The 25,932-nt window shown below is 68.9% G+C and carries 27 protein-coding genes; 1 reads left to right on the top strand and 26 read right to left on the bottom strand.

Features of this window, described 5'->3' with window-relative positions:
* Positions 1 to 14: 14 nt before the first annotated feature.
* The 14 genes from LZP97_RS25900 to LZP97_RS25835 form a co-directional block, all read right to left on the bottom strand.
* Positions 15 to 653, bottom strand: coding sequence for a DUF7172 family protein (locus tag LZP97_RS25900; RefSeq protein ID WP_048772412.1), 639 nt, complete (start codon positions 651 to 653; stop codon positions 15 to 17).
* A gap of 36 nt (positions 654 to 689) precedes the next feature.
* Complete coding sequence (locus LZP97_RS25895; protein ID WP_048772415.1) at positions 690 to 1,175, bottom strand: hypothetical protein; 486 nt, start codon at positions 1,173 to 1,175, stop codon at positions 690 to 692.
* Positions 1,172 to 2,503, bottom strand: a complete 1,332-nt coding sequence (locus LZP97_RS25890) for a hypothetical protein (RefSeq protein ID WP_152693006.1) — start codon at positions 2,501 to 2,503, stop codon at positions 1,172 to 1,174. The genes LZP97_RS25895 and LZP97_RS25890 overlap by 4 nt, the downstream gene beginning before the upstream one ends.
* Before the next feature lie 3 nt (positions 2,504 to 2,506).
* Positions 2,507 to 3,562: a hypothetical protein gene (locus tag LZP97_RS25885; protein WP_234574931.1), complete on the bottom strand. Its 1,056-nt coding sequence runs from the start codon at positions 3,560 to 3,562 to the stop codon at positions 2,507 to 2,509.
* A gap of 235 nt (positions 3,563 to 3,797) precedes the next feature.
* Positions 3,798 to 6,797, bottom strand: coding sequence for a hypothetical protein (locus LZP97_RS25880; RefSeq protein WP_048772424.1), 3,000 nt, complete (start codon positions 6,795 to 6,797; stop codon positions 3,798 to 3,800).
* 33 nt (positions 6,798 to 6,830) lie between these two features.
* Positions 6,831 to 7,169: a DUF7240 domain-containing protein gene (locus LZP97_RS27545; protein ID WP_442792846.1), complete on the bottom strand. Its 339-nt coding sequence runs from the start codon at positions 7,167 to 7,169 to the stop codon at positions 6,831 to 6,833.
* On the bottom strand, positions 7,097 to 7,570 hold the full coding sequence (locus LZP97_RS25870; protein ID WP_152693007.1) for a hypothetical protein: 474 nt from the start codon (positions 7,568 to 7,570) through the stop codon (positions 7,097 to 7,099). The genes LZP97_RS27545 and LZP97_RS25870 overlap by 73 nt, the downstream gene beginning before the upstream one ends.
* A 37-nt stretch (positions 7,571 to 7,607) precedes the next feature.
* Positions 7,608 to 7,925, bottom strand: coding sequence for a hypothetical protein (locus LZP97_RS25865; RefSeq protein ID WP_053085918.1), 318 nt, complete (start codon positions 7,923 to 7,925; stop codon positions 7,608 to 7,610).
* Positions 7,926 to 8,034: 109 nt separating this feature from the next.
* Entirely contained in the window at positions 8,035 to 8,235 is a 201-nt protein-coding gene (locus LZP97_RS25860; RefSeq protein WP_048772431.1) for a hypothetical protein, read from the bottom strand.
* Positions 8,232 to 8,630, bottom strand: a complete 399-nt coding sequence (locus LZP97_RS25855) for a hypothetical protein (RefSeq protein WP_048772434.1) — start codon at positions 8,628 to 8,630, stop codon at positions 8,232 to 8,234. The genes LZP97_RS25860 and LZP97_RS25855 overlap by 4 nt, the downstream gene beginning before the upstream one ends.
* A gap of 11 nt (positions 8,631 to 8,641) precedes the next feature.
* Positions 8,642 to 9,169 (bottom strand): hypothetical protein, encoded by a 528-nt coding sequence (locus LZP97_RS25850; RefSeq protein ID WP_048772437.1) that lies wholly within the window; start codon positions 9,167 to 9,169, stop codon positions 8,642 to 8,644.
* Positions 9,166 to 9,945 carry a hypothetical protein gene (locus LZP97_RS25845; protein WP_048772439.1) on the bottom strand — a complete coding sequence of 260 codons (780 nt, stop codon included), beginning with the start codon at positions 9,943 to 9,945 and terminating at the stop codon, positions 9,166 to 9,168. The genes LZP97_RS25850 and LZP97_RS25845 overlap by 4 nt, the downstream gene beginning before the upstream one ends.
* A 382-nt stretch (positions 9,946 to 10,327) precedes the next feature.
* Positions 10,328 to 10,747, bottom strand: a complete 420-nt coding sequence (locus LZP97_RS25840) for a type II toxin-antitoxin system PemK/MazF family toxin (RefSeq protein ID WP_048772442.1) — start codon at positions 10,745 to 10,747, stop codon at positions 10,328 to 10,330.
* A 9-nt stretch (positions 10,748 to 10,756) separates the two neighbouring features.
* Entirely contained in the window at positions 10,757 to 11,314 is a 558-nt protein-coding gene (locus tag LZP97_RS25835) for a Panacea domain-containing protein (protein WP_161800539.1), read from the bottom strand.
* A gap of 1,780 nt (positions 11,315 to 13,094) precedes the next feature.
* Here LZP97_RS25835 and LZP97_RS25830 point away from each other — a divergent pair.
* On the top strand, positions 13,095 to 13,247 hold the full coding sequence (locus tag LZP97_RS25830; protein WP_200903450.1) for a hypothetical protein: 153 nt from the start codon (positions 13,095 to 13,097) through the stop codon (positions 13,245 to 13,247).
* A 282-nt stretch (positions 13,248 to 13,529) separates the two neighbouring features.
* Here LZP97_RS25830 and LZP97_RS25825 read toward each other — a convergent pair whose 3' ends face one another.
* From LZP97_RS25825 to LZP97_RS25770, 12 genes are all read right to left on the bottom strand, one after another.
* On the bottom strand, positions 13,530 to 14,165 hold the full coding sequence (locus LZP97_RS25825) for a hypothetical protein (RefSeq protein ID WP_152693009.1): 636 nt from the start codon (positions 14,163 to 14,165) through the stop codon (positions 13,530 to 13,532).
* Between the two features lie 331 nt (positions 14,166 to 14,496).
* Complete coding sequence (locus LZP97_RS25820) at positions 14,497 to 15,975, bottom strand: SGNH/GDSL hydrolase family protein (protein WP_048772449.1); 1,479 nt, start codon at positions 15,973 to 15,975, stop codon at positions 14,497 to 14,499.
* A gap of 70 nt (positions 15,976 to 16,045) precedes the next feature.
* Positions 16,046 to 17,086, bottom strand: a complete 1,041-nt coding sequence (locus LZP97_RS25815) for a hypothetical protein (protein WP_053085913.1) — start codon at positions 17,084 to 17,086, stop codon at positions 16,046 to 16,048.
* On the bottom strand, positions 17,083 to 17,388 hold the full coding sequence (locus tag LZP97_RS25810; RefSeq protein WP_048772451.1) for a hypothetical protein: 306 nt from the start codon (positions 17,386 to 17,388) through the stop codon (positions 17,083 to 17,085). The genes LZP97_RS25815 and LZP97_RS25810 overlap by 4 nt, the downstream gene beginning before the upstream one ends.
* Before the next feature lie 8 nt (positions 17,389 to 17,396).
* A complete protein-coding gene (locus tag LZP97_RS25805; protein ID WP_048772454.1) occupies positions 17,397 to 18,140 on the bottom strand; it encodes a hypothetical protein in 744 nt (247 codons plus the stop codon).
* An 86-nt stretch (positions 18,141 to 18,226) separates the two neighbouring features.
* Positions 18,227 to 19,951 (bottom strand): major capsid protein, encoded by a 1,725-nt coding sequence (locus tag LZP97_RS25800; RefSeq protein ID WP_048772457.1) that lies wholly within the window; start codon positions 19,949 to 19,951, stop codon positions 18,227 to 18,229.
* 291 nt (positions 19,952 to 20,242) lie between these two features.
* The gene (locus LZP97_RS25795) at positions 20,243 to 20,389 is read right to left on the bottom strand and encodes a hypothetical protein (RefSeq protein ID WP_161800540.1); all 147 of its coding nucleotides are present in this window, start codon (positions 20,387 to 20,389) and stop codon (positions 20,243 to 20,245) included.
* Between the two features lie 168 nt (positions 20,390 to 20,557).
* Positions 20,558 to 20,908, bottom strand: a complete 351-nt coding sequence (locus tag LZP97_RS25790; RefSeq protein WP_048772461.1) for a hypothetical protein — start codon at positions 20,906 to 20,908, stop codon at positions 20,558 to 20,560.
* Positions 20,905 to 21,174: a glutaredoxin domain-containing protein gene (locus LZP97_RS25785; protein ID WP_048772463.1), complete on the bottom strand. Its 270-nt coding sequence runs from the start codon at positions 21,172 to 21,174 to the stop codon at positions 20,905 to 20,907. The genes LZP97_RS25790 and LZP97_RS25785 overlap by 4 nt, the downstream gene beginning before the upstream one ends.
* The gene (locus LZP97_RS25780; protein WP_152693010.1) at positions 21,174 to 21,416 is read right to left on the bottom strand and encodes an Acb2/Tad1 domain-containing protein; all 243 of its coding nucleotides are present in this window, start codon (positions 21,414 to 21,416) and stop codon (positions 21,174 to 21,176) included. The genes LZP97_RS25785 and LZP97_RS25780 overlap by 1 nt, the downstream gene beginning before the upstream one ends.
* Before the next feature lie 2 nt (positions 21,417 to 21,418).
* The gene (locus LZP97_RS25775) at positions 21,419 to 24,079 is read right to left on the bottom strand and encodes a phage minor head protein (protein ID WP_161800541.1); all 2,661 of its coding nucleotides are present in this window, start codon (positions 24,077 to 24,079) and stop codon (positions 21,419 to 21,421) included.
* Positions 24,072 to 25,931, bottom strand: coding sequence for a hypothetical protein (locus LZP97_RS25770; RefSeq protein ID WP_048772470.1), 1,860 nt, complete (start codon positions 25,929 to 25,931; stop codon positions 24,072 to 24,074). The genes LZP97_RS25775 and LZP97_RS25770 overlap by 8 nt, the downstream gene beginning before the upstream one ends.
* Position 25,932 lies beyond the last annotated feature (1 nt).

The following is a 25,932-nucleotide window of genomic DNA, read 5'->3' as shown; positions in this document are numbered from 1 at the left end:
GCCTCCCATTCTCACTACAGGGCAGTGGGGTATGCCACGAACTCGATGCTCGTCCCGAGCACCGCGATGCTGTTGACGTCGTTCGCGTCGGTCGACGGATGGAAGGTGCCGGCAGCCCCGGCACCATAGGGCATGTACATCCGGGCCTTGAAGCGAACCGAGATCGACTCGCCCGCCCCGACAGACACCATCTGCAGCAACACGGTTTGCTGCGGCGCGAACCTGTTGACTTCCACCCGTGGTGTCGCATCACCGGTCGCGGCTGCGCCGACGATGTTGCCGCCACCCCACTCCGAGTCGAACACCGCCGTCGGATCCGGGTCCACCGCGGTGATCGGGACTCCGGGCGCGTCGGTCCCGACCAGCGTGGTCGCCCGGTCCCGCACCACGAGAATATTCGAGGCTGTCGCCGACAGTGCCCGCCGCTGCTTCCGGAGGATCGGCTGCACCCGCACGGGGCACGGATAGGTGTTGGCCCAGTGCAGCGACGCGTCGATCAGGGCGCGGCCGCCGGCGCCGGGGTGGGCGGTGATCGTGCCGTCTCCGGTCGACGTCGCGGTCGTCTGCGCGACCGGCGCTGCGAACGCGAACGGTGACAGCCCGAGGATGCCGCCGTCCTCGGTGAACTGTTCTGAGGTACACACATTCACCATGGCTGCGCACCGTACGCACCCCCGGTGCCGCACCGCCTACGAGCAGCAACTCCGTACGTCCCGCTCGACGCCGCGGACATCCGACTCCACATCGTTGATGTCCGACTCGGCCGTCGACATCCTCGATTCGAGGGACGACACGCGTGACGCCAACGACGACAGCGACGACGACAATGCGGCGTACTTCTGTTCGATCAGCGCCTCGATATAGGCGATCCACTCCTGGGTGGCCGCCGGGGGCACCAGGATCTCCCCTTCCCCGGTGGTCACGTTGGTGGCTTTGAGTACGACCTGCGGCTGCGGATCAGATCCTGCGGTGAGCCCGTTGAGCGGAACCGTCTCGTACTCCTGGGTCAGCGCCCACTCGTTGATTCGCACCACGGTGGACCGCTCCAGCTTGCCGAGGCGGTTCGCCATGTCCTCGAGGGTCTTCGCGTCCTGATCGGTCACACCCGAGCCCGCGGCGGGTGCCGGGGCGGTCAGTGCCGCATCGATCGGCGCCGCATCGATCGGTTCGGTCACGATTCCACCTTCCGCAGTTCCCAGTTGATGTAGAAGTCGGGTCTGGTTCCGACCGAGACGTACAGGGTGTACGAATAGCGTTTCGTTGCCGGCAGCGTATCGACCTCCTCCTTGCCGCTTCGGGTGACGGGTTTGCCGTCCTTCGTGCACTTTTCGACCCACTTTCCCCACCCGAGCAGCGCACCGATGAACCCACCGGTCGGCTCCCACACCTGCTGGCACACGATGGGGCCGCCGGAGGTGACGATGGTGTAGGGCGACGACGAGGTCGGCGCGATCTCGGCGATCTCCGTCTCGCTGCGCGGCGGCGGCGCGTCCTCGACGGTGATCATGATCGACTCGGTACCGGACTGGGCGATCGACCGCACCGTCTGCAGCCGCATCACACTCCCCAGGTCGATGCCGGTGGATGTGGTCGCGATCGGGATCCGCACTCCCGGCATCAGGTCACCGAGCTGCACCGGCGCGCTCGACGACAACCTCGCTGCGTCCGACACAGTGACCGACCGCGGGGTGACCTTCGACCGGTTCAACTCGTCCAACGCCGCAACCGTGCACGCCTGCACCGAATCGGCGGTGTCCGCCTTGACGATCCGCTCAATCCGACCGAACCCCGGATCCTCCGAGGGGTCTACCCCCACCGTCGCCGACGACGAGGTGCCGAGCACGGTCACCGACGTCGCCGTCTTGGACCCATCCTTGATCACCGTGACCGGCTCGGAGAAGTGCTCATCCCCCAACGGGGACGCGAGCTCGATCTGCTCGACAGCCGGACCCACGATGAGCACCCCGGCCACGAACTGCCACACCAACCCGAGGTCGGCGAGGTCAGCGAGCTGCTCGGAGACATATCGGGTATTCGGGGTGATGGTCACCGAGCTGAAGACACCGGTCGGGGCGACGATCATACGGTCGACGATGCGGTCCGGGTCGTCGCCTTCGAAAGCGTCCTCGATGATCTGCGCCGCGATGATCGACAGATCGGTATTCGAGAACAGTCGGCCCCGCTTGATCTTGCGGCGCTCGAACCACACCCCCGGGTCGGCTGCCGCCACAGTCAACTTCGTACCGACTGCCGCGGTGCGGATCACCGGACCTGTCCACGCGAGCTGCTCACCGCGCCAGACGTTGAGCCGATGCACCCACGGCTCTACATCCCGCGCCACCTGGTCGGTGGCGACGACCGCAGTCGACGCCACCGACACCGACCGCGATTCGCGAGTCCACTCCACCCGGGCGGTGTCCGATGCCGGGATCTCGGCGAGCAACACCCCCGCGTAGTCGGTCAACGTGACGCGCTGCGACACAGCCCCGAGCAACCCCGACATCGTCTACGACTCCCTCGCGATCGTCCACACATCCACCGTCAACTCGGTCAGCGACGCCGGTGTATCGAGCAACACCCCGTAGCTGCCGATGTCGTCGAGCAGCGGGAAGCGCCACGGCGCGCCACCACTTCCCCGCACCACCGCGGCCGCGTCCATACGGCCATCGGCGGTGTCGCACCATGCGGTGCCGGTCGCACCGTCGAGGGTCAGGGTCGACCCTGCGGGGATGTAGGAGATGCCGATCTCGGTGAGCGCGCCGCATCGCTCCGCCAGTTCCCACGCCTCGATGCCTGTGCCCGGGACGATCTGCAGCCGCAGTCCCCGCGCCACCTGCGCACCAGTCGTCACCGCCACCCGCACCACATCCGGACGCGCCGCGCGGCCCGTGTCCGCCGGCAACGCCTGCGCGATCCGTTTCGATTCGAGCGGGACGCACACCCCCGCCGAACCGACGGTCGTCAGCTCCCGCACCACCCTCGCCGCCGGTGCAGCGTCCGGATCGAACAGCACTGCTGCACCGGTATCCGTGCAGTCGCCGTCGCATTCTCCGTCCACCGCGACCGTCCAGGTCGGAGTCGACGTCAAGATCCCGGTCAACGACGAGCCGGCGATCGCGACGACGGGGTCGTGGAAGACGTACGGGATCAGCGCAGTCATCGTCCACGACACCGCGAACACCGATGCCTGGGTGTCCTGCCCCCGGGTGAATCCGAACCGGCCTGTCACCGTCGGCGGCGCCGTGGTCACCACCTGGTACAGCGTCCGCCACCGCCCGGCCATCGCTGCCCGTGTCGCCACACCTGTCAGATTCGGATCGAGTTCGGGGGCGGCGGACAGAAACCGCAACGACGTCCCGGTCCCGACTTCCGAGGCGTCGGCGAGCCGTTCTGTCAGCCACCGCAACCCGAACTCCGCACCGGCCGCGGACGACGCCACCAGCAGCGCGGTGATCGTGATCTGTTTCGACCCGAAACGGGTCACACCCGTGGTGGCTCCGTCGCCGAGCCCTTCGACGATCTCCCGCGACAAGGTGGAGGTGTCGAGGCCGTCGACGGACATCGGCCACACCCCGGCGAACTCGAGCGAGTCGGGATTGCCAGGGGTGCCATGGTGCTTCGTCGGGCATCACGTACGGCGCGTGCGAAAGCAGCCGCGCCGTGTGGGGCCACGAGTCGTCGTGCCGCACCTCCAACGACAGCGGTCTCACGCCGTTGAGGATGTGCGCGACGGTGCGGCGGGAGTTGATCAGCTCCGTGTCGCCGTAGAACAACAGGCCTCGGTACGCCATCTCCCTCTACCCTCTCAGCCGGGAGGTCAGCGCGGACTGCACCGCCCACCCCGTGGTCGCCGGCTGCGCCGCCGCCTGGATCGTGATCGGCGCGTGCACCTCGGTCCGGTTCGTTCCGACTCCTCCTGCGTTGCCCAGACCGGCCGCCGCCATCGCGTAGGGTGCCAGCGACGGCGCCCCCGCCGCGCGCGCCGCCATCGACGCATACACCTGATCCCACGCCCCGAGCATCTGACCGGTCTGCTCCCAGATGTCGAGCGACCTGGCGCGCTTGGACCGGGCCAGCGGGATGAACGCCTCCCCCTTCGTCGAGGGTTCGGCCCACTGGATCAGCCGACGCCGTGGCCGCATGATCGTCGCCGCCGACGGCAGCTTGCCGTTCGCGTACTTCTCCAGCGCCGTGATTCCCCCGGCCGCGTAGGAGCGGAAGTTGAACCCGCCGTCCTCCATCCGCTTACCACTGCCGGTCTCGACGACCCGGATGGTGTGCGTCGAGCTCGTGTTGCGGCCGTTGAGCGAGGAGATCTGCGCCGCCACCGCCCCCACGTTCGACGACACCGAATGGAACGAGCTGGTGCCGGACTGCATCGACGCGATCTGCCCGATCACCGCGCCGACGTTCGACGTCACCGTGTGCGCGGTGACCTTCGACCCTGGGATGCTGTTGATCTTCCCGGTGACCTCGTCCGCGTTAGTGTGGACCTGGACCTGCACCGGCGGTGGCGAGGGGATCGCCGGCATCGGCGGCACCTGGAACTGCAGCGGAACCGGCACCGTCGGCGGAGTCGGAATCTGCGGCGCGGCGGGCAGCGGACCGTAGGCGATCGGGATCGTCACGGTCTTCATGACCTTGGTCTTCGAATCGATATCCGCGGAGAACCCGGCCGTGTCGGCGAGGACCTTGACCTTCACCGGCGGCGGCTGCGGCGGCGCGAAGTTGAAGAACCCCGAGCCGTCCGGCTCGACCATCACCTTCACCTTCGGCGGCACGTCGAGCTTGAACCCGGCGGTCTGCTCGACGTCGACCATGACCTTCGTCTTCGGCGGGATGTCGAGTTTGAAGGGGGTGGACTCGACGTCGACCATCACCTTGGCCTTGGGCGGGATATCCAGTTTGAACGGCTTGACGTCGACCTCGACCGGGATCTTGTGACTGTCGGTCTCGATGTCCACCTTGACCTTCGGCGGCTTGTTCGTCGTCAGACCATGCCACTGCGGCTCGACGTCCACCTTGATCTTCGGACCCGGCATGGATTCGAGCTTCTCGACGCCGACCTTGTCGATCTCCGGGGTGGCCTTGAACTTCACCGGCCCGAGCTTCTGCAGCGCCCCGTCGATGGCCTTGGAGATGTCGTCCCCGATGAACGGCAGATTCCCGAAAGTGTCCTTGAGCATGCCCAGGATGGCGTGCGCCATCTCACGCATCTCGCCCATGACGTTTTTCGGGGAGATGACGTCCCAGATCCCGTCCAGGGTGTTCTTCACGGCCATGCCCGCGTTGAGGACAGCGTCGAACGCGGTCGCGACCGCGGTGATGCCGTCGGCGACCGACTGCCCGTCGATGCTGGACATGAACTCGCCCCACGTGTTGGCGAGGTTGGCAATCGAATCGATGGTGCCGGACCAGTCCGCCGAGGACAGCTCCGCCCACAGGTCCTTGAACCCTTGGATGAACGGGTCGAGGTTGCCGGCGTCGATCCAGCCCATCAGGTCCGAGAAGCCCTGCGCGACGGCGGGGATGGCGTCGCCGACGCTCTCGAGGATGCCGGGCAGCTTCTGCCAGACCCGGTTCGCAGCCTCGACCACGGCCGGGTCGCCGAACTTCGACATGAAGTTGCCGAACGCCTCGGTCAGCCGCGGCAGGTTGTCGATCAGGTTCTTGATGTGCGGCACACCGGCCTGGAAGGCCTTCTCCAGCGCGGGGCCGAGCTGATCCGCGATCTCCGGGAGCTTGCCGGTCAAGTGGTCGATCAGGCCGGAGACACCGTCGGTGATCCGCTCCAACGAGGGGGCGATTCGGTCGAACACTCCCGGCAGCGAATCGAACATCCTGGTCAGGGCTGGTCCGAGCCGCTCAGCGATCTCGGAGAATCGCTGCTTGACCTTGTCGAGGTTGGCGATCATGTTGTCGTACACGCGGTCGTCGGCGAGTACGCCTTGCCACGCCATGAACCCCGCGATGCCGCCGGTGATCGCTGCAGACATCGCACCGGCGGCGGCAGTGACCGCACCCATGGCTCCGGCCAGGGCGATGGGGATCGCGCCGGCGGCGACCGCCGCCGCCGAGGCCGCGGTCGTGACCATCGCGATCGCCCCGACTGCCGAGGTCGCAGCCGAAGCGATGCCACCGAGCATCGACCCGACCGACGACAGCGCGCCGCCGCCGAGAGACCCGCCGAGGTTGGTCAGCGACTGCAGCATCTGGGTGAGCATCTGCAGCTGAGAGTGGTTGACGTCGATACCGATGTTCACCGACCGCGGCCGAGTCAGGTACGCGAGTTGGGCCTCGACCTGCCCGGCGTTGGTCAGGTTGGCGCGGATGTCGACCGTGCGATTCTGCACCGCGGCCAACGCCCCGAGCTGCGACTGGTCGACGTTCATGCTGACGTCGACCTGCCGTGGCCGGGTGAGGGTGGCCATCTGCGCGTTGAACGCCCCCGCGTTCTGGATGTCGAGCCGCACCCCGATGCTCTGATCGGAGAACCGGTCCCCGACGTCGGTGTCGCCGAGCAACGCGACGCGCACGACGAATTCCTTGTCGGCGCGGTCCATGTCGCGCAGGAACCGGTCGAACGCGGTGCGGTCGACATCGACATCGACGTCGACCTCGCGGGGCCGCAGCACCGTCGCCATCTTCGACTCGAAGCGGGAAACGTCCGCGTCGACCTCGACCTTGAGGGTCTCGTTGATGTTGCGCAGCGCGGCGGCGACCGCGGCCCGCACCTCGGCGGGCAGGGACGAACCGTCAGCAGAGAGTTTGAGTTTCGCTTCGCCGACGGTCGTCATGGCCGCGGACGGTACGAGGTGAGGGTGCCGCGTTCACCCGTCGGTGAACGCGGCCATCTCGTCCTCCCGGCTCCACCCCGGCGGCGGAGTATCGGTGTCCGGATCCGGCATCGGTGGCGGCGGATACATCTGCCGCATGTACTTCTGCCGCTCCTCCGGCGCCATCGTCTCGAGGATGAGTTGTTCGACGACGTCGAGGAGCTGGTGGAAGCCGAGCATGCGCAGCGGGTCGTGGATCCCGGCGAGCACCATGCGGGCACGCAGCGGGGGCCACTGCTCCGTCGTGGCCTGGGCGAGGGCTACGACGGCTGGGTAGGGCGCGAGGTCTCCCCGGTGAACAGCGTGGTGAGCAGCTGGTCGAGCTTGTCGAATCCGAAGTCCGCATCGTCCGGGTCGGCGAGCCGCTCGAGCATCCGGGCCAGGGACTTCTCGGACATGTGCTTGGACAGGAACACCATCGGTGCGTCGTTGCGGACCGAGGCCGGGGCGTGCTTGGACACCTGCATGTTCCACACCAGGGCGGCGTCGGTGGTCGGGTAGCGCACTTCCCAGGTCTCGCCGGCGAACTCGACAGTGTCGTGCGGCCACGGCGGCGCCTCCTCGTCGTCGCCGTCGTCCGCGCTGTCGGTGTCCGGATGGGTGTCGGCCGACGGGGTGTCGCCGCCGGTGCGGGCCGCGAGCTCGGCCTCGCGCTTCTCCAGGGCCTCACGCTCGGCCGAGATCTTCGCGAGCTCACGTTCCAGTTCGATGCCGTTCTCAGGGGTGGTGGTCATGGCGCGCATCATGCGACCCCGAGGTGACGACCCCGCGTCAGGATTCGGTGACCGAGAACCCCTCGGCTCCAGCCGCAACCCGCGCCGCGTTGAGCAGCCACGGCCGCGCCGTCGTGCCGGGGTGCATCACCGAGCGGGCGAACACCCGACCACCGGGGCCCTTCCACGACAGCACCTTCTTGGTGCGCGGCCGGATCGGGTGCGGGCCGGTGCCCTCGTGCACCCACAGCGCGTGCCGCGCCGTCGCCGCCACCGCGGAGTCGATGATCCAGCCCGCGATCCGCACCGGGTCCTGCCGGTGCGAGTTGCGCAGGGTGCCGACGTCGACGGGGGCGTTGGTCTTGGCCTGGTTCATGGTGTTGCGGGTGGCGCGCGCTGGGTCTTGGCCCCGACCTCCCGCACGAACCACTGGCGCAGCGCGGCGTCGTCCTGGTTGTAGTCGCCGTCGTAGTCGAGATGGATCCTCATGCCGGTACCGCCTGTTCGATCGGTGTGCGGGGGACGCGGGAGAGCAGGGTGTCGAGACGGTCGTCGAGGAGCTTCACGGCGTCGGCGACCTCCGTGATCCGATTCTTGCCGGCGCCCCGGGCGAGCATGCGGGCGTGTTCGGTGCGGGCGCGGCGGAGCCGGAGCAGGCAGTCGGTGATCTGCTCCTCGAGCGTCACGACTGATCCTGCAGGTGGGTGCCCCACAGGTCGACGAGGTCGTCGCGGGTCGCGTCGGCCGGGTAGGTGATGTCCCGATGGTCGAGGAATCGCTGCCAGGCGGTCAGGCGGGAGCCGCGGCCCGACCGCGGAGGCACCTCGCCGTCCGCCGCGAGACTCTCGGTGGCGGATGCTTCGACCTCGGGGTCGACCGGGTCCTTGTCGTCGGCCGCCGCCTGCACTGCGGGGGCCAGGGACGCCGGTGGTGGTGTGTGGGTGCCGGCGATGGACCCGACGATGCGGATGTAGCCGAGTTCGGCAAGCTGCTCGATGCGGGCGGTGTGCTCGACCACCGTCTCCTCCCCCACACCGAGCTCGACGGTGGCGATCCTTCCCTTGATCAACACCTGCGCCATGGGTATGCCTCCTATGCGAGTTGGAACCGGGCGGGTTGCCGGCCACCGACCAGTCCGCCGTCCGGCCCCTCCGGTTCGAATGCGTCCACCAGCGCGGCGGAGGAGATGTCCTCGTCGTCGGCGCGGGCGATCACGTTGCACCACACCGCCCGCAGCCGGGCCGCGTCGTCGAGCAGGACCAGTGCTTCGTTCTGGATGTCTGCGGGGTCGCCGACGTTGCCGCGTTCGTCCATGACGGAGGTGCAGCGGACGATGCCGATCTGCAGGATCGCCGCCCACACCGTGCCGCACGGCACGCTGGTGGCGGTTTCGTCGAGCGGTCCGCCGCCGCGGCCGGCGGTCGGGTAGATCCGCACCACGTTCACCACCGGTTGTCCCGCGCAGCCGTCGTAGTCGTAGGTGTCGGCCGCGTAGAACGCACCCGGGGCGAACATCGGCTCGTTCGTCTTTCCGCCGAGCGGGGTCGCGTCGACGAACTGGGCGCGCAGCTCCTCGAGGGTGATCGCGACCAGCCGCAGCAGCCGCTGGTGGGAGTTCATCGCGGCCTCGCATCCGGAGAGATGACCCGCGGCGGGGCGGCGAGCTTGTTCGGGTTCAGGGCGTACACCCACAGGTCGACCTCGGGGATGCCGGTCTGTCCGGCGGAGATCAGGTCGGTGGGGTCGACCTTCTGCACGGTCACGCCTTGCCGGCTGATGGAGGTGACGCGCCGCGGCAGCTGGCACTTACCGCCGGAGCAGGCGTTCCAGAACTCGACCGCGAGCTGCCCGACGGCGTGCGCAGCCCCGGCAGGGGGCAGGGTGCCGCGCAGGTACTCCACCGACCACGTCCCCGCGGCGCCGGGTGGCAGCGACAGATCCTGTCCCGGCCACGACTGACCGCCGGCGCGGTACAACCGGTCACCGTGCAGCTCGTACGAGTCCGGGGCGAGGACGACACCGTCGACGGTGACGGTGGTGATCTCCTGGACGGGGCCGGGGAGGTCGATGACGTTCGGCCCGTACGGGTCGCAGGTGCCGGCGGCGAGGGCGACGTTGCGCCATACCCCGGCGTCGAGGATGGGCATGAACCCGATGCCGGGCGTCCAGCACCCGGTGATCGGATCCGGGCGGCGTGGACAGGGGCGGGCGACGACGGGGCAGGCGCCGAATCGGCGGCCGGTGAGCGCCCACAGCACGGTGACGGCGGAGTCGACCGCGGCCTGCATCCGAAGGTGGTCGGCTTCGAATTGGGCGACCTGCTCCGGGGTCGGCGTGTCGGGTAGTGCCGCGATGGTCGGGAGGCAGGTGCGATCGACGGGCCAGTCACACGTCATGGGCACCCCCAGGCATCCCGACCTCAAGCATCATGCGCGCGACGGTAGGTGCCCGGGGTGACCCCCACTACGCCTCTACGCGGCGCCGCCGAGGTATGCGGCGAGCACGTAGTTCCCGTGTCGGGCGAGGTTGTGTCGGGCCCGGTCATAGCGGCTGGTCATGCGAGGGTCGGAGTGCCGGGCCATGATCTGCACGTCCCGCAACGGATCCCCGCGTCGGGGGGCGGTAAGGCCCTGGCCTGGTATTCCAGCACCGCCCGGTCCCGCACTCGTTTTCGAGGCGCCGACCGCGATGGTACCGACGGCCGAGAACACCGCGCCACCAGCATGGTTCGCAACACACACCGGCCTCTGGAAACGCCCCGGAGCGGACTCCTTCTGACTATCTGCTGGGCTTGCCGCGGCCGTTCGGTATCGGGTGACCCGACCAACTCGCGAGTCCGAACGATGCAGCGAGCGCGCGATCGACCTCGCGCATCTGCTCGGGGGTCAGTTCCCCTCCGTAGTCCTCGAGGCGTTCGCGCGCGAGGGTGGTGATCTGGAATGCGAGCACCGCGCCTTCCTTCTCCATCGGCTGCCCCGTCGGCAGGTACACCGACACCGGGCTGCGCCCTTCCCGTACGGAGTCCTTCACCTTCGACGTCATCGCGGCGGTGACAACTGTGCGCATGTGTTTGTTGAACGCGTCCGAGCTGATCACCAGCACAGGCCGATGGCCCGCCTGTTCAGACCCGCGAGCTGGATCGAGGTCGGCCCAGTAGATCTCGCCCCGGCGCGGCGGGTTCGTGTCGAAGTCCTCCAAGGATGCCAGTCACCAATCCCAGGATCGGTCAGCCGCCGGCAGGAATACCTCCGCGAGGTCGTGGGACTCGTCCACCCACTCGGCAAACGCGTCGTCGATCGACAGGCTCGGAGCCATGTGCTGTTCCGTGAAGAACTCCCGGATCGATTCCCGCGAGATCACGACATGCCTCTTTCCAGGAACGTACGCATCCTTCCAGGGCGCCTCGGCATGGGTCTTTTCCCGAAGCACCCACGCTGCCTTACTGCCTTCCTCCGACCAGACCGTCTCCAACAGACGGCGGGCCTCCCGGTCGATGCGGTCCTGCGAGAAGGACGCCGCCACCGATGCGGGAATGTTCTCGGAGCCGAACTCGCGAAACGCCCGATACACCTCGACGACAACCGGGCCGTGGTACCAGGCCTCGATCTCCGCGTCGAAGACCGGCACCCCCAGGGTCGCCAAGGCGTGCCCCTGGGCGTAGTAGAGGAGCTTCTGCAACTTCAGGTGAGACAGCTCCGCCTTCCGCTTCTCCGCCTCAAGCACGAACCACTTCGCGATATCCAGCGCGCGATGTGTCTCTGTCACTGCACTCACCTCCGTTCCCCACCGGATCTACCCCATTATGCCCACGGCCCACCGGACCGTAGCGGCAATCTACGACACATCCTGAATCGCCGGTCCGACCGGGTCTGTTACTCCGCGCGCGGACCCCGCGGGCAGTAGTCGCCCCCGCACGGAGCGACGGAAACATCGCCCCCACGACAAACGCGCCCCGCCCTCCGAAGAGGACGGGGCGCGCTCCCGATTTTAGGGATTTGCGGCTGGCGCGTACATACAAGCGGACAGGGGTCCGTGGTAGGACCGGCAGATAGTGTTTTCGATTGCCCTCGTCGGGTACGCATTCAATGTCCGGGGGTATCGAGGGTGTCCCCGGACAGTGGCGTTGTGGTTCAGGAAGCGGCTCGCGGCGCTTCGGTAGACGTCGCGGATGAGTGATCCCGATGCGCTGCGGGCCCGCGACCCGCATGCATAGAGTTGACCTCGGCCGCCTCTCCCTTCGTTCGGCGGCTGGGCCTCGCCGCGACGCGCAGTACGGCGAGGCTCTCCCGTGTCGAGGCCTGCCGCCGAGCGTGCGTGGACTCGTCCTCCCTGAAGGGCTGCACCCCCCACATTTCGCGGTTGCGGCATGTCCGGGATCAGCCCGCTCATGCACGCCATGCCGTTCACCATGATCAGCATGAACTCGTACAGCCAGCCCATCGTGAGCCGGTGCTGACGGGAGGTCTGCACGCCGGCTGCCGCCCGCCTAGAGTTGATCTTGGTCGCCGTTCTCCCCCGTCCGGCGGCCAGGCCCCGCCGGACGGCTCCTCACAGAGATCACCGGCGGGGCTTCACCTATTCGAGCGGGGTTCGTGAGCCGATTTCCCACGAGGTCGCCCGGCCTTCGATACCGTTGGTCTTGTCACCGTCACTCCCCCTGCACGGTGACCGAGGCCCCGCCGGAGTTGCCCCCACTCTCTCTCCGGCGGGGTTTTCTGTCCGATACCGTCCCCATCCCGGGTGGGCGTGGAAGGCTGGAGACCGGCCGGTTCGGACTGTGCCTCGCAGGGGGCTGCGCAGTGCGAGCCGGCCGCCAATTGCGAGCCGTTACGGGAGGACCCCGAAGGCGCACGCAGCGCGCGTCGTGTGATCCGAGCGGTCAGCTACCTGTTGGCGTTACGCCCGGTTTGTCGATATCTTCCCCTCGTCGAGGCGTGGTGGACTGCCGGGGAGGGCTGGACATCGCGTTCGGCTCCTCGCGTCTCCACCTTCGGCAGTGCGTAACCCCGACGTTGTGCGCCTGCCCGGCTGTGGAGTTTGGACGGCGGGGATCCGTGTGACGCCGCGGGCGTCACCGGCGGTGCGGTCGGCGCCTCCACCGGCCGCACCGACGGAGGGACACTGTGGGCGGGCTTCAGCCTGGTTCAAAGATGAAGTAAAGTTCCGGGTTGCCGCCCGTACATCCCCCTGTATTCGGGCGGTATCGGCCGCCGCATCCCCCTGCCGGCGGCCGGGAGCCCCGCCGGCGTGGACTCGGTCCCCGGCGGGGCTCTGCTTTCTCCGCGAACTCCACTTCGCGGGACTGCGTGGGATCCTTGGTTCGGCCGGATCGGTCTGTGCGCCGCAGGGGGCCGCACAGTCGGTCCGGCCACCCGATACGGACGGCTACGTCCGGACTCCTACAGCCCACCTCGCTGAACGCGCAAGACCCCCGCCATTCCCGTGCGCGGAGCCCCTGCGAGCCTCCCGTCGGCAGAGGATGAAAGCGCGGGTGAGAACTCTACTCACTGGTAACATTACCCCGGTACGTTCCGTTGTACCGGGCATGACCTGGATCGTTTGGCTGCCGCTCGGGTGGCTCGCGCTGTCCGTCGCCGCGGCCGTGGTGTTCGGACGTGTCATCCGAGCGCGCGACGAACGCGAGAAGTCCCGCCAGCTCGAGCACCGCGACGACGATCCGTCGCGGTCGGCCAGCTGAGCGTTCGCCGAAAGATACCGCCCAACCGGTTGCCTAGGCGAGTAGGTTCGTCTCTATGGGGGAGACACTATGGCCGGTTGAGGCGAAGTCCATGCCCGCGATCGGGTACAGCTGCCCCGCATGTGGGGCCGAAGCTGCCGCCACTCGGGAGGTGATGTCGTTCGCGGACGGCTCCTGCCGCGACATCGGCGTGGTGGGGTTCTGCGCGCGCGGATGCGGCTGGGCTGGAGGGTTCGGATAGCGACGAGGTCCGGATGCGTTGCGAGCGCATGCATAACGGGCTCAGGACAGCGGCTTCGATTCATCCTCAAGGTAGCCCAACAACTCCCGCCCAAACGGTGTCGTCCCCCTGATAGCAACACCTCCACTTACAACTGTCGCGGGATCCACAACTCCGGTCCTAACGAGAGTCGACAGAACTGGCGTGGGTTCCTTATGGCCAGCGTGGAAAGCAGCGTTCTCCGAAGGGTCCGAGAAGCCTCGTTCTCCTGCCGGCACCTCAGTGCCCTCCGCCGCGACTTCCGCTGCACGGATCCGTGCCAATGCGCGGATGTGCGGGCCATCGAGTTCGGTGAGCGCCGCAACTACGAGTTGGGCGGTATCGATCGGTTCGTCACTGGTTGCTGCGTTGGCAACGACCTTGGCGAGGACGCGCCTCTTGTTGTCGAGGCCAGTACGGACTGCCGCGAACATCATGTCCGCGAGTAACGCGTCGAACTCGGAATCGCTCTCAGCCAGCTGCCTCAGCCTTGACTCGCCGACAGCATCGACTGTCCATGCCAGGGTTTCCTGTGCCTTGTAGGCGCGACGATCGGATATGTCCTGGATGATCACTGCGAGCGCTCCGCCAACGGTGGGAATGAGTGACACCCCAGCCTTGAGGAGGGTCTCGGGCACGGACGGTGGTTCGTTGATCATCCGGCAAATCTATCGGTGGCCCGGCTGTCAGCCATGTCCGCACAGGGTCCGCGCGGCGCGGTTCCACGCCGTTGTCTCTGCATCGTGGGGCCGTCCGAAAGGATTCGTTACGAGTGGATCAAGGAACCTCATGTGGGTGGAACTTCCGGCCGCAGTCGCCTGTGCAGTTGTAGCCGATAGGCGTCCGGTCGACAGAGCCGCCCAGCAACGGTTCGACATCAACCTCGAACTCCATCTCGCCTCCACAGTTCGGGCACCGCTTTTCTGTGGCCTCGAATTTTCTCGTTCCCATGTCGCGATGTTCGCACGCAACGAGCTGTTACGGGCGGGGTCAGCCGGCGCGGGCGATCCGGGCACGGGACACACGGTAGGTGCCGGTGCCGCGCATCCGAATCGAGAACTGGAGGTGGGTCGCTCCGGTACTGACTGGGAATGTCGGAGTGCGCAGCACACCGCTCGCGATGCGCGGCTGCGCAAGCGGCTGCGAGGCAGCGCGATACATGTCGGCTACCACCTTGGCGTTGGAAGTCGACCCGCCCGGCCCGCCGATGGTCTGCAGCTGGAGGGCAAGTTCGGTCGCGTCCCACCCTGCTTCATCGGTCTCGAACTCGATCTCCCCGAACACCGGGACCCCTTCGACCAGATCGGTCGTAGACAGTGTGACCTGCTGCATCAACGAGGTCACTGTCTCGGCCGTACACGCGACCTGCTGCCACTCGCCAACCACACCGTCAGTGCGGGCGACCTTCGCGTACGTCGCCGTGGATGATCCTTTCGACCAGTTCGGTGCAAGACCCGAACCCGCATTCCCCGTGAACATCCCGTTGGTCAGGTAGTTCGTCGGATCGGCGTTGTAGGTCAGCAGCCGGTCCGATCGCGGCACCAGCGGGTCGAGCACGCGGACCAACTCCTGTGCCATCTTGTGAGCGCCGGGTGCGTCCTGGTGTAGCAAGTCCTGCCCGAGTGAGGCGGGGATGATGCCGGTTTCGGTGTCACCCATGACGGCGGCGTACTCGGCAAGGTAGAAGTTCGGCCGGCGGGTAGCTTCCTGGCGCAGCCAGTTGTTGACCTCGGCGGCGGCCTTCTTCTTGTCGGTCGTGTTGGTGCCTCCGCTGATCCAATCGGTGCCCCACACGACCCGCACGCCCTTGGCGGCGCACTTGTCGAAGATCTGCTCGAGCTGTCCGATGATCGTCGCCGAGGTGGCGCCCTCGGTGTTGATCGAGTTGATCACCCCCATCCCGATCAGCCAGCCGGGGTCGAGTGCGAGCAGGTCGTCGGTCCGGGCGAGCATCATGCCGACCGTGTCGCCGCCGACACCGCCGTTGGCGAGCCACTGCATCCGCTGGCGCAGCATCACCATCGCCTGCGTGATGTAGCCCCGGTTTTCCTTGGCGATGTAGCCGGAGGAGTTCGACGGACCAGCGGGCTGCCCGTTCAGCAGGGTGCGCGAGTCCCCGAGGGTGACGAACGACGCCAGGTCTCGCGGGGCATATGTGGCATCTCCGACCGCACGCACCCGGGCGTCCACCGCGGTGCGCGTCGCCGACGCGGCCGCCACCGTCGCCGCCAGATCCGCATCCGACACCTCGACGTCGGCGAGCTGCGACTGCACCCACTCACGCGTCGCGTACGGATCCGACACCGGCGGCGGTGCACCCGTGCCGGTGTAGATCTCCGCGTAGCCCAGCGCAACCAGCTGCTCGTTCTGCTTGTTCCACACCACCGTCTTCAACTGCCCACGCTGCAAACCCGCGAGCGAGATCAGACCGCGGAGCGTGACGAACTCCCCGTACACCGGATCCGCCATGATCGTGTCCTCCCCTGGTGGGCGGCCCGCCCCCGGCGTCTGGGGGCGGGCCGCCGTCCGGTGTTGTGGGCTATCCGCCCTGCGTGCTGGTCGTGACAGTGACCGTCGGGCTGGTGCCCGTCAGGGACGCACCGTCCGCGGTCATCGCCGGCACGTTCATGTCCGCCAGCGCCCCGGCGAAGGTGACCGTGTACGGACCACCCGCCGTGCCGGTGACCGTGACGTCGCCGGCCCCGATGTTCGACAGCGCCTCGAGCGCCGACTGCACCGCCGACGCGGCCGCGTTGTACGCGATCCCCGCGGTGGTCTCACCGTCGAACGTCAGCGTGAACGTGCCACCGGTCGCACCGGTCACCGTCACCGTCTGCACCTCGTCCACGGGAGCCGTGAAGTACGGCGACGGCAACGTCAGCGTCACCGCACCATCGGTCACCGCCGGGGGTGCGACAGTGGTGAGCTGCTTGTGCAGGAACTGCTTCGCACCCAACGGCACCAGCAACCTACCCGGCGTGTTCGAGGCGTCGACCGGGACGACGTTGTACGGGCCCTTGCCCCACCGCGGCGCGGACACCGCGATGCCTTCGAGGGTGAAGGTGGCGACGTTCGCGCCGATCTCGATCCCGGACAGGGTGGCTTCCTTCACCGCGCCGAGCAGGAAGTACCCATAGCTGGTGAGGTTGCCGGCGTTGTCGAAGATGTCGTCGGAGGTGGGGACCTCGCAGTCGGATCCGGCGGTGCCGGCCCACAGTTCGAGCGCGACCGCGCCGTCGACCTTCACCTTGTCGGTGATGCGGTAGCCGACGGGCAGGTTCGCCCAGTCGAGAACGAGGGGGTAGTCGGTGAGCATGTTGATCAGCTCGGGATCGACGTTGCAGAACTCGACGGAAGTGTTGAGCCACTTCATCTCCGGCGGGGTGCGGTCGGAAACCACGATCTCCCCGTCGGCGTTCTTCTGGATCAGATCCTCGGCGTCTTCCCATTCGGGTTCGAGGTTGACGGTGACGAAGCCCTTGGTCACGAGCTGGGCTTTGGGGCCGGCGAGTGGGAGCCCGCACGCGTCGACGCGCGTGGCCCGCAGCCGCTTTCCCTTGACGACGTTCCATGCGGTCATCGGTGGGTCTCCTCACTGGTGGTAACGGTCGTGGTGACGGTAGAAGCGGCGGGTGCCGCCTTGCGGGTGCTGCGCTTGCGCGGCTTCTCCGGCTCGTCGGTGTCGAGGCCGGCAGCGCGGACCACCTCCAGTGGGGCGCGGAACCCGATCGCGGCACCGGTGATGGTGGTGACCCCGCCGTTCTCGTCGGAGGCGGCGAGCAGGCGGGCGGCGACGTCGGGCAGATCGGCGGGGTGGTGGACGGTGACGGTGGCCCAGTCCCCCTCCACCACCACGTCGGTGTGGATGCTGGTGTCGGACATGGTTGCTCCTACGGTGTGGGCGCGGTGATGGTGCGGGCGACGGGCGTGAACTCGTAGGCGACGACGACCTCGCGTTCGGCGATGACGAGGCGTTCGTTCGTTTCGAGGTCGCGGGCCTCGGTCTGGGTCACCGGGCCGAGGTGGACGGTGACCGGGCCGGTGCCGACCACGCTGTTGCCGAGCGGGTCGTAGCCGCCGCCGAACGCCCACACGTTGCCGAGCGGGGTGAGCAACCGGCCCATCGGTCCGGCGACGACCAGGCCGAGGTGCGCGGCGAGGGCGGCGTGACGTCGGGATGCGTGGATCACCCCGGCCACTCCGGTCTTGCCGAGCTCGTGCTCGATCTCGCCGAGCACGTCGACGAACGGACCGCCGGTGCCGTCGGTCGGTGCGGGGGCCGCGAGTGCGGCGAGGTCGGTGGCGAGGTGGGTTTCGACGTCGAGGGATTCGGTGATGCGCAGCAGCTGCGCGGCCCGGTCCCATGCCTGCTGCAGCGACGAGCCGACCATGACGGCTTGGTCGCCGGCCCACACCACGATCGACGCGAAGGTGTCTTCGGCGGGGCGGGTGCCGCCCTTGGTGTCGGAGCTGCCGGTGAACACGCCGTGCGGTCCGGAGTTGACCCAGTCGACGGTGACGCCGGTGGTCAGCCGGGCGGGGTCGTTGTGCTCGACGAGGGCGGCGGCGGAGTAGAGGCCGCCGGTGTGCGGGTTCGCCGGTGTGCCGGCGACGTTCAGTTCGGGAAAGCTCACGGGGTTCCTCCCATCTCAGGTGCGGTGGCCCGTCCCTGGGGCGGCAACCAGGTCGGTGGTTGCCGCCCCAGAGGGGCTGGGAGGGATCAGACGCGCGGCAGGACGGTGCGGGCGCCGACCTCACCGGAGACCGGGGTGGCCACCGTGTAGAGGCGGGACTCGACACCGCGCTTGGCGACACCGATACCGTCCTCGGTGAACAGGGCGGTCTGCAGGTTCTTCTCCAGCGACGCCTTGTCGTGGACGGTGCCGAGCTCGATGACGTCCTCGACGGCCCGGACCCAGGTGCCGGCCGGGTAGGCCACGAACTGGATGGTGGACGGGAACGCCAGGATGCCGCCGGCCACGCCGGGCAGTCCGGTGGCGGAGGTCTGCCAGTCCGAGACCCACTGGACGCGGGCCTTGCGGATCGCGAAGCAGCGGTCGATGTACGCGTCGTCGACCTGGTCGTGGTGCACACCGTCCCGGTTGGCGAGGTCCGCGCGGACGAGCGGCTTGCCCCACGTCGGCAGGACGAGCTCGACTGTGGTCGAGGACGGGATGCGGTGCTTGCTGCGCACGTCCTCGATGGCGAGCTCCGCCGAGTTCAGCAGGGCGGGTGCGGCGCCGAGGGTGCCGGTGGTGGCGATGACCCGCGCGGCACCGGATCCGGCGACGACCTTGTTGATCGAGTACTTCGACACGCGGTGGGCGTGTGCCTTGAGGGCGAGCTTGATGTACTTCTCGACCTCCTCGGGGTGGCCCTTGGCCTGGAGGATGCCGGTGCGGATCGCCAGGCCGATCGCGTCGAGTCGCAGCTCGGCGAAGGTGGAGGCGGGGACGGTGTAGAAGGGCTTGGTGGCGTCGGCGATGTTCTGCGCCTCGGTCTGGTCGAAGCCGACGGTGGAGGCGCCGATGGCTTCGGCGTACACCGCGGAGAAGTCCGGTTCGACGGGGAACTTCACGCCGCCGCGGGCGACACCGATCTCCGGCAGGTCGAGCAGGTCGGCGGCGTCGTCGACGTCGAGGTAGTCGTAGATGACCTCGCTGATGGCGGACCAGCCGGCGCCGGCGAGGAGGGAGCCGCCGTCGAGGCGGGTTTCGTCGGCGGCGTGGGAGAGGACGTCCTCGATGTTCTGTTCGGTGGCGCGCAGTTCGTCGGGGATCTCGCGGGAGATGGAGGCGAAGGTCATGCCGATGGCGCCGTCGAGGTGGGCCTTGGCGATGCCGCCGCCGGAGCGGAAGCTGCCGGACATCTGGTCGATGGAGCGGGCGACGGTGGCGATGTCGACGAGGCCGTCCTGGTGGAGCGGGGCGTTGGGGTTCATGCGGAACCCGAGTTCGCGGCTCGGCTGGGGGGCGACGTCGGCGGGGTTGTGGCCGGCGGCGGCTCCGGCTCCGGCGAAGGAGCGACGCTGCGGGGTGTTGGCGGCAGCCACGAGGGCCTCCTCGGCGGGAGCAGGGGTGGTGGATTCGGCGGGGGCCGGGTCTGCGGGTGCGGGCTCGGCGGCCGGCTGGGTCTGCTCGGCGGCGGGCTCGACCGGTGCAGCCTCCGGCTCGGGGGCGGCCTCCGGTTCGGGGGCGGGTGCGAGGCGGGCGGCGAGATCTGCGGCGGCGGCGACACGTTCGGCTTCGTCCTGCTGCACCTGCGCGGCGGCGGTCTCAACCTGCTCGACGGCCTCGGCGAGGGTGGTCAGGTCGGTGAGCTGCTCGGCGGTGGGGTTCGCGCCGTGGGCGTCGTAGAGCGCGGAGAAGGCGCTGCGGGCCTGGGCGGCGAGGTCGGTGAGCTCGGCGTGGCTGGTGGGCAGCGTGTCGGGCAGGGTGAAGTCCATGATCGCGGTCCCCTCTCAGGACTCGACAGGTGTTCGTGTGGTCGTGAGAGATCCCGGCCCGCAGCCAGACGGCGTCTCTATGGGCGCGGACGGTAGGACATGGGGGTGCACATGGTGGAGCCCCGAACCGGATGGGGTTGGTTCGGGGCTCCAGGGGGCGACGCTACTCGGGTCGGGCAGGGCGCGCTGCTGCAGCCGGGAAGGCACGGGCGTGAACCGGCCAAGCGGCCTTTGCGCAGATTCTTGTCGGGTCGCCCGCTGCGCTTTGACCCACCCGGGCGGCGCCGCTGGTCATTCGGTGAGGAGGCGGATGGTGCCGCCACCGAAGCCGGTGCGGGCGGCGCGGGCTTCGGTCTCGGACAGGTAGATCCGCTTCTCTCCGGTGGGGGTGGTGAGTTCGTACTTGACGTTGGCGTTCTTGCGGCAGCCGCATCCCATGACGAGTGCTCCTATCGGGTGAGGTGGGCGATGTGGACGAGGAGGAAGCGGATCCACCAGCGCAGTGCCATGTCGTTCCTCCCTGGGGTGGTTATTCGGCGGCGGCGATCTTGAGCAGGTCGAGGACCAGCTGGGCGGTGTCGATGCCGAACCACACGAGTCCGCGAATCATGCGTCTTCCTTGATGAGGCCGAGCAGCTTCCCGATGAAGACCTTCTCCGACGCCATCTCACGGAAGCAGGACTGGTAGTACTCGGGCGTCAGGCCGTTGCCGACAGGGCCGTCCCACGGGAAGGCACCCGACCTGTTCGCGATCTGTCGGGCGACGGACTCGGTGTCGTACGGGCCGGACAACTGGAGGATGATCGCCACCTCCGCTGTGAGCGCAAGGTCGAGTTGTGTCGCGCTGATCTGTGGGTGCATCGACTGGTATGCGCTGTGTGCCACCGTCAGATCGATGCCGCGCGCGGTGATGACCTGCCGAGCTTCGGCGATGGCGGTCAGCACCGGGGAGGTCACGACACGACTCCTTCGGCGGCGAGGTACGCGAGGGCGTTGCACCGCTCGTCCTTGTACCCGGACCAGTGATCGAGCCCGTCCGGCAGCTGCACCGTCACCACAGGTGTCGCCGAATACCCCATGCCGCGCAGCGTCTGTGCGGCAGCGGGGTCGGTGGTGACGTCGACCTCGGTGTAGGGGACGCCGAGGCGGTCGAGGTGGCGTTTGGTTGCGCGGCACGGCATGCATGCCGGCGACGAGTAGACGGTGACCGCAGACTCGGGCATCAGGCGCCGGCCTGGGTCTGGCGGGCGACGGCGGCGTTGGCCCACATCATCGTCTGCTCGAGATTGGTCAGCGCCAGCGACTTCTCCCGCCCGCCCGGCAGCAGCTCGTCGAGGAAGTGGGCCAGGGCCTTGCAGCCCTCGCGGACCTTCTCGTGCTCGGCGGCACGGTCGGGGGTGCTGGCGGGGTGGAAGCTGAAGCGGTGGTCGATGTCCGCGGTGCTGCGCTGGTCGGCGTGGCTCACGGCTACTCCTTCGTCGGGGTGAGGCGAGCGGCCAATGCTGCTGCGCGCGAGGCACGATCGGCTCCAAGGCGCTGGGCCAATCCTGCTGCCGTGCTGCTGCGTTGCTCGCTGGCGCGATACTCACGCACCGCGGTGACAGCGGCCTGCTCGGCGATCTGCTCGACCGACAACTCCCCCACCCGCGCCTCCGGTTCGGGGACGGGGAGGGCGCCGGCGGCGACGAGCGCCACCTCCCGGCCGGCCTCGTCCCGCACCCCACGCACGATCGGGAACCCCGGTGTATTCACCGACAGGGCGGCGACGAGCTCGAGGTTGCCGCCGACCTTGCGCCAATCCCCCGACAGCGGAGACGAGGCGCCTTCGCGGATCTGCGCTTCGGTGGCGTCGGGGTGCACGACCCCGGCGACCCAGATGCCGAACTCGTCCTCGCCGGCGCGGACGTACGCCCAGGCGGCGCCGCAGTTGTCGTAGTGCGCGAGCGCGGCCTGCACGCCGGCGCGGGTGTGGGCGTGGCCGCCGCCGACGGTGAGCTTGCCGACCGGCAACGCTCCGGCGGTGGTGTCGACCTCGGAGACGTGGAAGAACGCGTACTCGGTCCGGGAGCGGGGCGGGAGGATGCAGGCGTCGCGGACGGCGAGGTGGCAGGTGTTGAACCCGGCGAGGTGCCCGAACACCCGTCCGTCCGGGGTGACGGTGAGCGGGGTCAGCTCGGTCAGTGCCGGGTCGTCGAAGGCGGCGGCGTCGGGCAGCCACTGCGGGCCGGCGGCGGAGGCGAGCAGTTCCGCCGGTCCACCGTCGACGATCAGGTCCCCATCGGTGAGGTCGGTGAGCCAGATCTTCGATTCGGCAAATGCAGGTTTTCCGACGAGGGTGGCGCCGTGGAAGGTGGTGGCGCGGATGGTGAACAAGGTGGGGATCTCGAGTCCTTGTTCGGCGGCGGAGCGCAGCACCTGGTCGGGAATGGGCTGGCCGTCGCGGTCGGTGATGGACCATTCCATCTCGGCCATGTCCAGGCTGGGGGCGATGACCCCGTCGGCCACGAGCTGCATGGCGGTGCGCACGGCGTCCTGGTTCTCGTCGGTGTCGGCGTTGAAGAACTCGCCGTGTCCGACGATCACCCCGTCGGCGACCGAGGCGGAGAGGATGCGGCCGACGATGACGGCGGTCATGTGGCCGTTGTCGAGGGCGTGCTGGAACCACAGCGGCCGCGGGAAGGGCCGCCAGGTGTAGTCGCCGTCGGGGGCGAAGATCCGGTCGTCGGCGGTGGGTGTGCCGATGGGGGCGAGGATCGCGGACCACTGCTGTCGCATGCTGTTTCCCTCCCGTGCTGCGGATGCCGACAACCCGTTGTCGCGGTCGCGGTCTCGGACGATGCCTTCTTGTTCGCGGCGCCGGCGGATGACTTCGTGGGGGTCGCGGCGGGTGCCGTCGGAGCGTTCGCGTTCGGTCTGCCGATCGGATTCGTCCGGCAGGGGGTCGGTGGCGGGGACGATCATCATCGAGCAGCGGCAGTTGACGCGGTTGCGGGCGGAGCCGCGGCCCGGGTGTGCCAGGTCTTCGCCGCCGACGCGGAAGTCTTGGTGCAGGGGGCGGCGTTGGCCGTCGGCGGCGAGGTGCCAGGGGCGGGTGCGGTCGTCGGCGGTGGCCAGCCACACCTTCTCGAGCGGTTCGCCGAAGATCTGTTCTTCGTCGTAGGCGGCGTCGAGGGCGGCGGCGTTGTACGCGTCCGTCGATTCGGTGCGGGCGATGCGCAGGGCGCGGCGGTTCCACCGTTCGAAGCCGCCCTCGGATTCGATGTCGAGGAACGCGCCGATGCGGTCGCGCATGTCGGCGGGGGATTCTCCGTTGGCGATGCCGCGGTCGATTTCGAGGGTGATGGCGCGGAACACGTCGTCGGGCAGATTGGAGGTGCGGTTGGCGACGGTGTCGAGGTGTGCGCGTTGTCGGGCGCGGTTGTCCGGGTCGAACAGGATGATCGGCTCGTCCCCGCCGTGGTCGCCGTCGTCGCCGGGGTCGGTGGTGGGCGGGTCCTGGTCGATGCTGCCGGGCGCTGTCGGCGGGGTGCGGTCGACGCGGACGGTGCCGCCACCGCGCGGGGTGGACGGTGCTGGTCTGGTTTCGGCGGGGCGCGGCTGTGCCGGTTCGGGGACGCGGATGGGTCCGCCGGTGCGGGAACCACCGGTGGGCGCAGGCTGCGGCGCGGGTCCGGCCGGCACGAGGGCCGGCGCGGCGGCGGGGGCGGGGATGTTCGGGGGGAGTTCGACGCGGCGACCGCCGGGCAGCAGCACCACCGTGCGGGTGCGGGGCCGGGTCGAGTGGGTGCGGCGGAAGCGGCGGCCGCGGCGACGCCAGATCCGCGGCAGCCGCGCGTTCCACAGTTCGGCGATCTGCACGAGCAGATAGGCGGCGAGGATGTTGCCCCAGATCGGTTCGGTCTCGACGACCGCGGCCGGGTCCGGTGGCGGGACCTGCCCCACCGGCTGCTCAGCCGGGGGTGGGGGCTGGGTGGGGTCCTGCTCCCCCGCCGCCACCAGTCCGGTGGGTTCGTGCAGGACGGCGGCGCGGACGACGGGCAGCCACAGGCGCAGCGCCTCGAGCACCGCGGCGTGCAGCTGCTCCTCCCACGCTCTGATCTCCGCCTCCATCGCCTGCTGTTCAGACACCGGTGGCCTCCCGGTACTCGCCGGTGGACAGGGCGTGGATGGCGGCGGACTCGACCGCGGCCCGGAACCGGGCGGGCTCGACTCGGGCGGTGGCGTAGTCCGAGGGGTAGACGGCGGCATCCCAGCCGTCGATCAGGGTCGCGGCCCGCGCCCGATCTACGGGGTCGACGTGCCGGAAGGTCTCGGCGATGGGGATGTCGGCGAGCTGGGTGTGCAGGGCCCGGGTTCGCAGGCGTTTGCCGGCGAGTTCGAGGGCGCGGCGCACGCACAGGTCCGCCATGAGCCGCGCCGCGGCACCGGTGTCCGATGCGGTCGGCGTGGTGTCGCGTTCGGTGCCGCGGCTGCCGGGGATGGCGCGCACCGGCGGTGCCGCTTCGACCCCGGGCGTCGGGCCGCCGCCCGCGGGCGCCCCCGGGGCGGGGGGTGGGGTGAGGCCGACGAGGTGGCCGATCTTGTCGATCAGCTCCGGGTGGCGGCCGAGCAGATCCCACGCCCACCGCTGCCGACCCTCGTCGGTGGTCATGTCGTAGGCGTCGTCCTCGTCGAACCCGATCTCGCGCCGGTAGGCCTCGCTGCTGATCGCGCCGGCACCGTGGGCGTCCTTGGCGTCGCCACTGCGATCCGGCCGGGCGGTCAGCGCGCTGGTGTCGAACCACAGCGTCACCCGCTCCGGATCCGGATGCCCGGAGGCTTTGAGCAGCGGCCGGAAGATGCCGTCGGTGAGGGCGTCGCAGATGACGGTGAGCAGCGGCGCGATGTGGTTGCGCACCGACGACTCCTCCGAGGCCCAGGCGGACCAGTGGTTGGAGTCGGCGTAGCCGAGCAGCACCTCTTGGGGGATGTCGAGTTCGAGGGACAGGCGGCGGATGCCGGCCTCCTCGACCTTGAGTTGGGTTTCGGCGAGGTCGTGACCGAACTCGAGGTGCTTGATGTCCTTGATGTGTTCGCCCTTGGCCTGCATCACCAGCGGGACGAGGGCGGCGGCGGAGCCGGGGTCGGAGATCGCGGTGCCGGCGACCTCGACGAGCTGCTCGACGACGTCGTTCGCGTCGACGGTCTGGGTGACCGGCGTGGGTGGGGTGGGGAGGTTGGGGGCGTCGGGGTCGGGGGTGCCGGTCGGGGGTTGCGCGACCGGCATGGAGATCTCCTGCGGCAGCACGAGGATGCCGCTGCCGGCGAGGCGGGACTTGGCGGTGGCGGAGATCGACTGGGAGATCAGCACGATGCGCCGCAGGATCGGCAACGCACCGCGGACGAGGGAGTCGGCTTCGTGGGCCTTGCGGGGGTGCGGGACGTGGATCCGGGTGAGGGTGTCCATATCCGGGTTCATGAGGTACTTGGTGTTGTCCTCGAGGATGAGCTCGACGACCTTGCCCTTGGTGGTGATCTCGTCGGCGGACAGCACGTGCCATTCCTCGAGGACGGTGCCGTCGGGGTGGGTGCGGTGGATGATCGCGATCCACCCTTCGCCGGGGACGGTGAGGAAGGTGGCGAGGCGGCCGAGGAGGGCGGCTTGTCCGGCGGGGCCGCCGGCGATGTCGCGGGCGAGTTCGATCGCGGCCTGGTCTTCGGTCTGTCCGATGGGTTTGCCGGTGACGGGATCGACGTCGGACGCGACGATCGAGCAGCGGGAGAGGCTGTTGCCGAGCCAGCGGGTGACGAACTTCAGTTCGCCGACCTGGTCGAACATGTCCCAGGCTTCGGATTGCCAGCCGCCGCTGCTCTTGGTCCCGAACTTAGGTTTCTTCGAGAGGTTGACGGGGGTGGCGGCAGCGACCAGCGACGCCGGCACCGGTGTGGTGTCGGCGGTCTGGGTGGTGGGGGTGATGCGGCGTCGGGTGATGCGGGCCACC

It is taken from the genome of Rhodococcus sp. DMF-1, assembly GCF_021441945.1.
GTDB lineage: Bacteria > Actinomycetota > Actinomycetes > Mycobacteriales > Mycobacteriaceae > Rhodococcus > Rhodococcus ruber.
This window is presented reverse-complemented; position numbering and strand designations above follow the sequence as displayed.